Raw genomic sequence first — 11,146 nt, forward strand, 5'->3', positions numbered from 1 at the left:
CTTCTGATGATTAAACTTCAAGGACCGGCAGGATGCCCGGCGAGATCGCGTGGGCGAAGGCACCGGACGCGACCAGTTCGCTTGCGGCCTTGAGATCCGGCGCTAGGTAACGGTCATCGTCGAGCGCAGGGACGGAAGCCCGCAGCACGGCAACGGCTTTTTCGAGCTCGGGACTGGTCTTGAGCGGCCCGCGCAGTTCCACGCCCTGGACGGCCGTCAGCGCTTCGATCCCGAGAATGCCGAACAGGTTTTCGGTCATGCCGAGCAGGCGGCGGGCGCCGTGGCAGGCCATCGACACATGGTCCTCCTGATTGGCGGAGGTCGGCGTCGAATCGACCGAGGCGGGATGCGACATCTGCTTGTTCTCGCTCATCAACGCCGCCGACGTGACTTCGGCGATCATCAGCCCCGAGTTAAGACCGGGCTTCTTCGAGAGAAATGCCGGCAGTCCATAGGACAGAGCTGGATCGACCAGAAGCGCGATGCGACGCTGGGCGATCGCACCGATCTCGCAGATCGCGAGCGCCGTCTGATCCGCGGCAAAGGCGACCGGCTCGGCGTGAAAATTGCCGCCGGAGACGACGGAATTGTCTGACAGAACCAGCGGATTGTCAGTGACGGCATTTGCTTCGACTTCCAGCGTCCTTGCGACGGACCGCAACAGATCGAGGCAGGCGCCGTCGACCTGCGGCTGGCAACGGATGCAATAGGGATCCTGAACGCGCTCATCGCCTTCAATGTGGCTCGCACGAATTTCGGAGCCTTCGAGAAGGTTGCGAAGCGCAGCACCGGCATCGATCTGGCCCTTGTGGCCGCGCAGGGTGTGGATGTCAGGGTGAAACGGCGCTGATGACCCCATCGCGGCGTCTGTCGACAGGGCGCCTGTAACAAGTGCCGTCTGGGCTGCGCGATGCGTGCGAAACAGACCGGCGAGGGCCAGTGCGTTGGACGTCTGGGTGCCGTTGATCAGTGCCAGCCCTTCCTTGGCGGCAAGAATGACAGGGGTCAGACCCACCTTGGCGAGTGCATCGGCAGACGGTAGGCGTTCTCCGTGGAGGAAGGCTTCGCCTTCGCCCATCATGGTGGCCGCCATATGGGCAAGCGGTGCCAGATCGCCGGATGCGCCGACCGAGCCTTTTTCCGGAATGACCGGAATGACGCCCTTTTCCAGCATGCCTTCGATCAGGCGGATCAACTCGATCCGGACACCGGACGCGCCACGGCCGAGCGAGATGAGCTTCAGCGCCATGATGAGACGTACCACATTTTCCGGCAGCGGCGCGCCGATGCCGCAGCAATGCGACAGGATGAGATTGCGCTGCAGAGTGGCGAGATCGGCACTGTCGATCTTGATCGAGGCAAGTTTGCCGAAGCCGGTGTTGATGCCGTAGACCGGCGCGTTTCCGGCGGCGATTTCCGCGATCCGTCTCGCTGCCTTTTCGATGCCTGCATCGAAGGAGCGATCGAGAACCGCCGAACCATTGTTCCAGTAGAGATCGGAAAGCTCGGCCAGAGTAACGCTGCCGGGGTGAAGCGTGATCGTCATAGCTGTTGACCTCTGAAGACGTTCGAATGGAGCGGGTTGAAGCCGATGCGGTAAACCAGCTCGGCGGGTCGCTGGATGTTCCAGATGGCGAAGTCCGCCGATTTTCCGGCCTCCAGCGTGCCGGTTTCTGCGAGAAGACCGAGCGCCCTCGCCGCCTCGCGCGTCGCGCCTGCGATGCATTCTTCGACGGTCAGCCGGAAGAGTGTCGCCGACATGTTCATCGTCAGCAGCAGCGAGGTGAGCGGCGACGTGCCGGGATTGCAATCGGTCGCGATCGCGATCCGGACGCCGGCATCGCGCAGCAGCTGGACTGGCGGCTTCTGCGTTTCGTTGATCGCATAAAAGGCGCCCGGGAGAAGAACCGCAACCGTGCCCGACGCCGCCATCGCGGCAGCACCTTCGGCATCGAGATATTCAAGATGATCGGCGGACAAGGCACCGTAGGATGCCGCCATCGCTGCACCGCCGAGGTTGGAAAGCTGTTCGGCGTGCAGCTTTACGGGCAGGCCGAGCGATCTTGCGTGATCGAACACGCGCCGCATGTCCGCAACCGAGAACGCGATGCCTTCGCAGAACCCGTCGACTGCATCCACCAGGCCTTCCGCATGGGCAAGGTCCATAGCGGGCAGCACCACGTCGGTAATGTAGTCGCCGTTGCGTCCGCGGTATTCGACGGGCGTTGCGTGGGCGCCGAGGAAAGACGTGACGACGCGGACCGGGCGGATCTTTTCGAGCGCCCGGGCGGCGCGCAGCATGTTCAGTTCGCCCTCGATCGATAGGCCGTAACCGGATTTGATCTCGAGCGTCGAAACGCCTTCTGCGAGCAGCGTATCGACCCTTGGCAAGGCCGCCTGTACGAGACCGTCGACGGAAAGGGCATTGGTCGCCTTGACGGAGGAGACGATGCCGCCGCCGGCGCGCGCGACTTCCTCATAGGTCGCCCCTTCGAGCCGCATTTCGAATTCCATGGCGCGATCGCCGCCGAAGATCAGATGCGTATGGCAGTCGATCAGGCCGGGCGTGATCACCCTGCCCTCCACGTCGATGATCTCGTCGGCTTCGAGAAATGATGACGGCAGATCGGACTGGGGACCGGCGAAGACGATCCGGCCATCCTCTACGGCAATGGCACCGTGCTCGATGAGAGCAAGCCCTCGCGCCTCGTCCGAAAGCGTGAGCAGGCGGGCGTTGCGCCATACCGTTCTGGTTGGCACCACCGGTGAATTATCACTATTCTCGACCACGAAGCCTTCCTCTTTTTGTTTTAATGTATATACATAAAAACCCATGGCAAGAAGAATTTGCAGGCGCCTGCTGGACGCAGACGGGACCGACGAGTGGAGTTGGCAGTGAACACCATTTTTGCAGAAAGCGCACTGATCGGCGGGGAATGGGCGAGCAACACTCGCCTGAAGATCGAGCATGGCACCGTGCAGTCGATCGAGCGTAGCGCCATGCCTGCGGCCACCGACGAGCGGCACCGGCTGATCGTGCCCGGCATGGCCAATCTCCACAGCCACGCTTTCCAGCGCGCCATGGCAGGACTGACGGAGGTTCGCGGATCGACAAGCGACAGCTTCTGGAGCTGGCGCACGCTGATGTACAAATTCTCCCTGTCGATGACACCTGACGATATCGAGGCGGTCGCAGCGCAGCTCTATATGGAAATGCTGGAGGCGGGCTTTACCCGCGTCGGCGAGTTTCATTACCTGCATCACGACCGTGACGGGCGCCACTACGCCAATATCGCGGAGCACGCGGCGCGGATCGGTGCGGCAAGTGCTGCGACCGGGATCGGCCTCACCCTGCTGCCAGTCTTCTACGCCCGCTCCGGTTTCGGGGGAATGGCACCGACGGAGGGCCAGCGACGCTTCATCAACTCGGTCGAAAGCTTTTCCACGCTGATGGAGGAATGCCGGAAGATCACGTCTGCGCTTCCCGGCGGCCAACTCGGCATCGCGCCGCACAGTCTGCGGGCCGCGACGCCGGAAGAACTGCGGGACGTTCTGCCGATGGCAGGTGGAGGCCCGATCCACATCCATATCGCCGAGCAAACGAAAGAGGTCGAGGACTGTATCGCGTGGTCGGGCGCACGTCCCGTCGAATGGCTGCTCGCCAACATGCCGGTCGATGAGCGCTGGTGCCTGATCCACGCTACCCATATGACCGAGGCGGAAACGCGCGACATGGCACGCCGAGGAGCCATCGCCGGTCTCTGCCCCATCACGGAAGCCAATCTCGGCGACGGCATATTTCCGGCGCCGGCATTCCTCGAGGAAGGCGGCCAGTTCGGCGTCGGCTCGGACTCGAACATCTCGATTTCGGTCGCGCATGAACTTCGGCAGCTCGAATATTCGCAGCGTCTTGGACTACGCTCGAGAAACGTCGTGGCACTACCGCAGCAATCGACGGGTGCGCGCCTGTTCCAGGAAGCGCTGAAAGGTGGCGCCCGCGCATTGCAGTCGCAGGACGACATCGTATCAGGTGCATCGGCGGATTTCGTCTCGCTCGACCTTGAGGCCGCCCCCTACCTTTCGGCAGATCAGGTTCTCGACCAGTGGATCTTCGCTGACACGATCAAGGTGGATTGCGTCTGGGCGGCGGGCAAGAAGCTCGTGACGGGCGGCCGGCATGCGAAGAGGGATACGATCCTGCCAAGGTTCCAGGCTGTCATGGCCGCTCTGCTTGACGCCGGCTGACCGGATATGGTGGAGAAGCCGTTTGATGCAGAGAGCCGAAGGACTTCGCCTTGACCGGAGAAAAAGATATCAAGGCGACCCGTGCGGTGGGCACACTGCACCAGAAGATCCTCGGCGACATCGAAAACAATATCGTCAGCGGCGAATGGCCCCCGGGCTACAGGATCCCTTTCGAGGTCGAGCTCGCCAAGCACTACAATGTCTCGCGGATGACCGCGAACAAGGTTCTGACCCAGCTTGCCAATGCCGGACTGATCGAGCGGCGCAAGAAATCGGGCTCCTTTGTTGCCCAGCCGCGCAACCAGGCTGCCATTCTTGAGATCTACGACATCGAAGATGAAGTCCGCGCGCTGAACAAGGACTACCATTTCCGGATGGAGGAATGCCGGGAGCGGAAGACTGTGGCAACGGACCGGCTGCGCCTGAGCGTCTCCGGCAAGGAAAAATCCATCTACGTCGTCTGCCTGCATTTCTCCGACGGGAAGCCGTTCTGTCTTGAGGAACGACTGATCAATCTGAAGACCGTGCCGCAGGCAAAGGACATGGATTTCTCGACGGTTTCACCGGGCAAGTGGCTGATCGCGCAGATACCATGGACCGCTGCGGAACATCGGATCTCGGCCCAGCTTGCGGACGAACAGCTGGCAAGGCGGCTGGAAATCACGCCGCAGTCTGCCTGCCTCGTGGTAGAACGCAAGACCTGGGACGTTTCCGGCCCGGTGACGTCGGTGCGGTTCAGCTACCCTTCCGACAGCCATGCGATCACTGCACGCTTTGCTCCGGCCTCGAGCTGAGACCGGCTTGCCCACCCCAAGCATCCCTCGCCAATTCAGGCTTAAAATGCGGTCTGTCGCAGCAGGCTCGCCATTTCGCGTTGGACTTCGGGGGCTCAACGTGACCTAGTCATATGGTTCGTCGGCATAGGATGCCATCGATCCGGCGTTTGGACAATTGGCGGCGCTGCCTCAATACGGACTGCGGGACCAAAAAGCCGGTTACCTGCGAAACGTCACTGGGCTTGTTATCATCGACTAAGCGGATGGCAGCAAGATACCCGACATGCAAACGTGGTAGTCCGACATTCGGAGCCACGCTGACGACAGAGGCTGCCATGACACTTTCTTTCCCAAATCCCGCGCGCAGTTACGATGAATCGAAAAGACGCGTCCGCTTTCTGGGTCATGACGGCATGTTCGAGGTTCGGTTCTTCGTTGCTGCTGAAGTTCTCAGCAGCAACCTTGTTGAAAGAACTGCCGTCAGCGATGATTATCTTGCCTCTTTCGATGCGCTACGACCGAAGATCCTGAAGGCAGCCCAAGCTGCCTACAAGGCGAAAAACGCACAATCCATCATGCTAGATCTCGAGAATTTCAAATGAACAGACTTCTGCTGAGCGTGATCGCTCATCGTCCCGACATGATGTGTTTATCCGATCTGACCCAATGTCAGTCGAACTCGGCTCGGTGATCGCATGACGATCTTTTCGGTTCGTCACCTTACGTCCTACCAGTATCATAAGCCGGTCGAGTTCGGCGAACACAGGCTGCTGTTCCGACCGAGGGACAGTTTCGACCAGACGCTGCTCGTGTCGCGCCTTGAGGTTTTTCCAAAGCCTGCCTATGTCCGCTGGATCCATGACGTGTTTGGCAACTGCGTGGCGCTGGTCGGTTTTGAGGGTGCGTCTCAGAAGCTCCAATTCGAAACGACTATCAGGCTCGATCATACGCCGCAGCTCGCGATGGATTTTCAGATCGACGAGGAAGCCCTCACCTATCCCTTCACCTATGATCCGGTGGAAGCGTTCGATCTGGAATGCACCATCCGTCGCCATTACCCAGATGCCAACGACGAGGTTGGCAAATGGGCGCGGCAGTTCGTCAAACCCGGCCAGCCGACCGAGACCGGCCGATTGCTGATGACGCTCTGCTACGCGATCCGTGAAAGCTTCGTCTATGCCCGTCGCCACGAACACGGCACCCAGGCTCCGCTCGAGACGCTGCAGCTGCGTCGCGGGACCTGCCGCGACTTTGCGCTTTTGATGATGGAAGCCGCACGGGCCCTCGGCCTCGCTGCCCGTTTCGTCACCGGCTATATCTACGTTCCCGATCGCGACGGATCGACGACGCTTGGAGGCGGATCTACCCACGCGTGGTGCCAGGTCTACCTGCCGGGAGCCGGATGGGTGGAATTTGATCCGACCAACGGCATTGTCGGTAACCGCGACCTCATTCGCGTCGGCGTCGCCCGCGACCCGAAACAGGCTATCCCGCTTCGTGGCAGCTATGACGGTGAGGCGGAAGATTTCAAAAGCATGTCAGTGCAGGTCAACGTCACGACCGACGAGTTCCAGGCCAAACTTCATGGCTAAACGGAACCGTATCAACGCCCGGGCATTGCCGCATTGCTGCCATCTCGTCAACGGTATTTAGGAGACATCGCTTCATGAGGATACGCGCCGGTTTTCATCTGGGCTATGAATGCCAACAGCCGACTGCCATGCTTCTGGCGTTGAATATCCACCCCTCCCGTCGCGTAGATCTATTGACCGAACAGGTGCTGACTTTCGACAGACCGATCGAAGCCTGGGGTTATCAGGATGTCTTCGGGAACGCCTGCAGCCGCATCGTTGCACCGCCCGGCCTGACGACGATCTCGACCGAGTTCGAGATCTATGACACCGGGCTCCCGGACCCGATCCCGGAAGATGCGCAGCAGCACCTCATCCAGGATCTACCTGACGACGTTCTGGTGTTCCTGCTGGGCAGCCGTTATTGCGATACGGACCGTCTGTCAGACTTCGCCTGGAACACGTTTTCCTCGACTGATCTGGGCTGGCCGCGCGTCAAAGCCATTCTTGATTTCGCGCACAACCGCATTGCGTTCAACTATCAGAACGCCGATTCGCTGCGGACCGCGTTCGGCGGCTTCAACGACCAGACGGGCGTGTGCCGGGACTACGCGCATCTGGCGATCACCCTTTGCCGGTGCATGAACATTCCCGCACGCTACTGCACGGGTTATCTCGGTGACATCGGTGTTCCCAAGGATCACAATCCGATGGACTTCAGTGCCTGGTTCGAAGTCTATCTCGGCGGCCGCTGGCACACTGTCGATGCCCGTCACAACAAACCTCGTATCGGCCGGATCCTGATGGCGACCGGTCGCGATGCGACCGATGTCGCGTTGTCCACGGCCTTCGGCCCGGCGATCCTGGCAAGGTTCGAAGTGATCACGGACGAACTGCCGATGGGCGGAGACGGGCAGGCGTAATAGCCGTGCCGAGTTTCTGACCCTTTGAGCTTTATGACGTCGCGCCCGGTTGCGAGAGCACCTAGCGCGGCGACGTAAGCTTGCCGATCTGTTCCGCCAGCTGTGCCTGCGTATACGGCTTTCCGAGCCGCGCAACCTCAAGATCAACGCCAGGCGGAAGATCCGCGTAGCCGGAGGCGATCAGGATTGGCAATTCGGGCAGCAAGGCTCGTGCAGCCTTCGAGAGTTCGCCCCCGGTCATGCCAGGCATGGAGTAGTCGGTGATCATCAGATCGAACTTTGGTCCCTTACCCAGATGCTCCAGCGCCTCCTTGCCGGAATGGGCTTCGACAACGTCGTGTCCGAGATCCAGCAGCATGTCGGCGGAACTCATGGCGATGAGGACGTCGTCGTCGACAAGCAGGATACGCTTGGGTCCGCCCTGATATTCTGCCGGAGGCGATGGTGCCTCGGCCTGCCTCGGCTGCTCGGCAGCGGAAGAGACCGGAATCCACAATTCGGCGGTAGTGCCGGAACCGATCCTGCTCGACAACTTCAACTCTCCCTTTAACTGGGACGCCAGGCCGTGGATCATCGACAATCCGAGGCCCGTTCCCTTGCCCAGTTCCTTCGTTGAGAAAAACGGTTCGATGGCTTTCTGCAGCGTCGCCTCGTCCATGCCTTGGCCTTCGTCCTTGACCGAGAGCACGACGTAACGCCCGGCTGCAAGCGTATCGTTTGAGAACCTCTGCTCCTCATGGCTGAGGCTGATCCGCAGCGTGCCACCGTCGGGCATGGCGTCACGCGAGTTGACGGCGAGGTTGAGAAGCGCCAGCTCGATCTGGTTGGCATCTGCCGAAACCTTCGGCAGATGATCCGGTATCGAGGTCTCGACGAGGATGGTCGACCCGACCGAGCGTTCGAGAAGGTCGCGCATGCCACCGATCAGGGCGCCAAGGTCAACCGGGCCGATCTGCAGATCCTGGCGGCGGGCAAAGGCGAGCAGCCGCTGGGTCAACGACGCCCCGCGTCTTGCACCCTGAAGGGCGCCATCGATCAGGCGTTCGGCTTTCGGATCGCCCGCAACGAGCTTGCGGAGCAATTCGAGATTGCCGAGCACTGCCATCAAAAGATTGTTGAAATCGTGGGCGACGCCGCCGGTCAGTTGGCCGATCGCCTCCATCTTCTGCGCCTGGCGCAGTTGATCTTCCGCCCGCTCACGCTGCGACACCTCGTCCATCACGACCGAATGGGCCTGTTCAAGTTCACGCGTCCGCTCGGCGACACGCTCTTCGAGCAGTTCGTTGATCTGCCGCTGCTGCTTCTCGTTGATGACCCGGTCGGTAATGTCGGCGGATACGCCGACCAGCTTGACCGCCTTGCCCGAGTGGTCGCGGTAGAGCTGTGCCCGGACCTCTGCCCAGCGCACGGTGCCGTCGCGCCAGACGGTGCGGTATTCGACAGAATAATCCTCACCGCTCTCGGCTGTTGCCGTATGAGCATCCTGTACGCGTTGCCGGTCATCGGGATGGATACTGGCAAAAAGGTCCTGATAGGTGAACGCCTCTTCCGGACCGCGTCCGAAAATGCTCTTGCAGGTCGCAGACGTGCTCAGGACATCAGTTGCAAGATCCAGTTCCCAAGCGCCGAGGCGACCGGCCTCGAGTGCTGTCTGCAAACGCCGCTCTCCTTCGTCGAGAGCTTCCATCCGCAGACGTGCATCATATTGGCGCCGACGCCCGCGTGCGGCAGAACGGGCAACGCTGATGAATGTCGTTGCGTGGAAAGGGCGCTCGATGAAGCTGACATTGCCAAGGACCTCCGACAGCCGCGCAGCTGCGGGATTACGCTCCGGACCACCGCCGCGGTTTGTCAGAATGACGAAAGGTAGATCCGACCAGCTCGGCTGGTTCTCGATCCACTGGGAGATGGCGCGCAGGTCGGCGGAGCGCAGAGCTTCCTCGGTGATGACAGCGAGCGCGATGTTGTCGTCAAGGCTGTCGACGAAACCGGACAGGTCCGGGGCCGCCTTCGAAGCGATACCGGCTTCCTTCAGGAGGGATGCCGCAATCTGCGCATCGCGACCGTGTGGGGCATGAATGAGGCCGACGGCATCTCTGTTAGGAATGGCTTTCGTCCTCGTTTGAAAGCTCCAGCAGTTGCTGCTTTTCGCCGACAAGCGTCGGTACACCGCGCAACACGCCCTGGAAACCGGAAAGCGGATCGCCCAGTGTCAGCCCTGCATCGGTGATGCGAAACTCGCGGATGGTTTCTTCGTGCCGACCGGTTCGCTTCTTGATGACCGAGACTGCACGCCGAACCCTGCCCAGTGCCTCGAAATAGCGCAGCAGGATAACTGTATCGGCGAGGTAGGTGACATCGACCGGGGATTTCATGTCTCCGACGAGTCCGTGCTGGGCAACTGTCAGAAATGTATTGGCGCCTTGCCGATTGAGGTATTGCAGCAGTTCATGCACGTGCAGGATCAGCGCGTTTTCCTCGGGCATCGACGCCTGGTAGCCGTTCACGCTATCGATCACGACTGTCCCGGCCTTGAAGGTCGCCACGCGATCCCGCACACGTTGCGAGAATTCCCCCGGCGACAGCTCGGCCGCATCCAGCTGCTCGATGTGAATAGCGCCGTCGTCGCGCATCTTCTCAAGGTCGATCCCCATTGCTTTCGTACGCGAGAACAACAGGCCGAGCTCCTCGTCGAATATGAAGACGGCTGCTTTCTCACCGCGCTTCACGGCAGCTGCTACAAACTGGAGCGCGAACAGGCTTTTGCCGGTACCGGCAGGTCCGATAAGCAGCGTGCTCGACCCGCGCTCTATACCACCGCCAAGAAGATCGTCGAATTCGGCAATGCCGCTTTTCAAAATAGCTCGGTCGAATGCCGTCTTGTGCTCGATCGCACGCAGCCGCGGAAAGACCGAGACGCCTCCGGTCTTGATGACGAAATCATGATAGCCGCCGCGGAACGCCTGGCCGCGATATTTGATCACCCGCAGGCGGCGGCGTTCCGAACCATAGTCTGGAGCCAGCTGCTCGAGATGAAGAACGCCGTGAACGACGCTGTGGACGGTCTTGTCGAGATTGTCCGACGTCATGTCATCGAGCAAAAGGACTGTGGCGTCGGATCGAGAAAAGAAATGCTTCATGGCCAGGATCTGGCGGCGGTAGCGGAGAGAACTCTGTGCCAACAGACGGATTTCCGACAAGCTGTCGATCACCACACGCTGCGGTTTCAGACGCTCGAAGGCCTCGAAGATCAGCTTGGTCGTCTCGCCGAGCTCCAGATCTGAGGAGTAAAGCAGGCTTTGCTGCTGGTCTGCGTCAAGCAGGCTTTCCGGGGGGACGAGCTCGAAGATTTCGATCGAATCCCCGAATTCGATACCGTGCGAAAGCGCGCTTTCCCGCAGTTCTTCTTCACTCTCCGACAGGCTGATATAAAGACAGCGCTCTTTAAGTGTCGCGCCTTCCAAAAGAAATTGCAGGGCAATAGTAGTTTTGCCCGTGCCCGGCGTCCCTTCGAGCAGGAAAACATGGCGGCGAGTCAGACCGCCCGATAATACATCGTCCAGTCCCCGAACGCCTGTCCTCGCCTTTGTACTCAAGCCGTCGATCATGTTTTTTCCTTTTGCGACTTTTG

General features: G+C 60.5%; 9 protein-coding genes. 5 read left to right on the top strand and 4 right to left on the bottom strand.

The features are described 5' to 3' along the window. Positions 1 to 10: 10 nt before the first annotated feature. On the bottom strand, positions 11 to 1,546 hold the full coding sequence (hutH, locus tag ASG19_RS14190) for a histidine ammonia-lyase (RefSeq protein ID WP_062458470.1): 1,536 nt from the start codon (positions 1,544 to 1,546) through the stop codon (positions 11 to 13). Next, positions 1,543 to 2,790 (bottom strand): imidazolonepropionase, encoded by a 1,248-nt coding sequence (hutI, locus tag ASG19_RS14195; RefSeq protein ID WP_062458472.1) that lies wholly within the window; start codon positions 2,788 to 2,790, stop codon positions 1,543 to 1,545. The genes hutH and hutI overlap by 4 nt, the downstream gene beginning before the upstream one ends. 105 nt (positions 2,791 to 2,895) lie before the next feature. Between hutI and ASG19_RS14200 the strand changes: the two genes are divergently transcribed. The 5 genes from ASG19_RS14200 to ASG19_RS14220 all read left to right on the top strand — a co-directional run bounded on the left by ASG19_RS14200 (position 2,896) and on the right by ASG19_RS14220 (position 7,515). Continuing rightward, positions 2,896 to 4,245 (top strand): formimidoylglutamate deiminase, encoded by a 1,350-nt coding sequence (locus ASG19_RS14200; RefSeq protein ID WP_062458475.1) that lies wholly within the window; start codon positions 2,896 to 2,898, stop codon positions 4,243 to 4,245. Between the two features lie 68 nt (positions 4,246 to 4,313). Beyond that, positions 4,314 to 5,039, top strand: coding sequence for a histidine utilization repressor (gene hutC / locus ASG19_RS14205; protein WP_062460361.1), 726 nt, complete (start codon positions 4,314 to 4,316; stop codon positions 5,037 to 5,039). A gap of 317 nt (positions 5,040 to 5,356) precedes the next feature. Then, positions 5,357 to 5,623, top strand: coding sequence for a DUF1488 domain-containing protein (locus ASG19_RS14210; protein WP_062458477.1), 267 nt, complete (start codon positions 5,357 to 5,359; stop codon positions 5,621 to 5,623). 93 nt (positions 5,624 to 5,716) lie between these two features. Continuing rightward, on the top strand, positions 5,717 to 6,613 hold the full coding sequence (locus ASG19_RS14215) for a transglutaminase family protein (RefSeq protein ID WP_062458480.1): 897 nt from the start codon (positions 5,717 to 5,719) through the stop codon (positions 6,611 to 6,613). A gap of 74 nt (positions 6,614 to 6,687) precedes the next feature. Continuing rightward, complete coding sequence (locus tag ASG19_RS14220; RefSeq protein WP_062458483.1) at positions 6,688 to 7,515, top strand: transglutaminase family protein; 828 nt, start codon at positions 6,688 to 6,690, stop codon at positions 7,513 to 7,515. A 61-nt stretch (positions 7,516 to 7,576) separates the two neighbouring features. Here the strand turns inward: ASG19_RS14220 and ASG19_RS14225 are convergent, their stop codons facing one another. Together ASG19_RS14225 and ASG19_RS14230 are read right to left on the bottom strand one after the other, a co-directional pair. Continuing rightward, a complete protein-coding gene (locus tag ASG19_RS14225) occupies positions 7,577 to 9,622 on the bottom strand; it encodes a hybrid sensor histidine kinase/response regulator (RefSeq protein ID WP_156466553.1) in 2,046 nt (681 codons plus the stop codon). Beyond that, positions 9,615 to 11,123, bottom strand: a complete 1,509-nt coding sequence (locus ASG19_RS14230; RefSeq protein WP_062458489.1) for an ATPase domain-containing protein — start codon at positions 11,121 to 11,123, stop codon at positions 9,615 to 9,617. The genes ASG19_RS14225 and ASG19_RS14230 overlap by 8 nt, the downstream gene beginning before the upstream one ends. Positions 11,124 to 11,146: the final 23 nt, after the last annotated feature.

The organism is Rhizobium sp. Leaf306 (assembly GCF_001423425.1).
Lineage (GTDB): Bacteria > Pseudomonadota > Alphaproteobacteria > Rhizobiales > Rhizobiaceae > Neorhizobium > Neorhizobium soli.

Coding starts and splice junctions, on each gene's coding strand:
- ASG19_RS14220 (WP_062458483.1), top strand. CDS start 6,688: ATGAGGATACGCGCCGGTTTTCATCTGGGCTATGAATGCCAACAGCCG.
- ASG19_RS14210 (WP_062458477.1), top strand. CDS start 5,357: ATGACACTTTCTTTCCCAAATCCCGCGCGCAGTTACGATGAATCGAAA.
- ASG19_RS14215 (WP_062458480.1), top strand. CDS start 5,717: ATGACGATCTTTTCGGTTCGTCACCTTACGTCCTACCAGTATCATAAG.
- hutH (WP_062458470.1), bottom strand. CDS start 1,546: ATGACGATCACGCTTCACCCCGGCAGCGTTACTCTGGCCGAGCTTTCC.
- ASG19_RS14230 (WP_062458489.1), bottom strand. CDS start 11,123: ATGATCGACGGCTTGAGTACAAAGGCGAGGACAGGCGTTCGGGGACTG.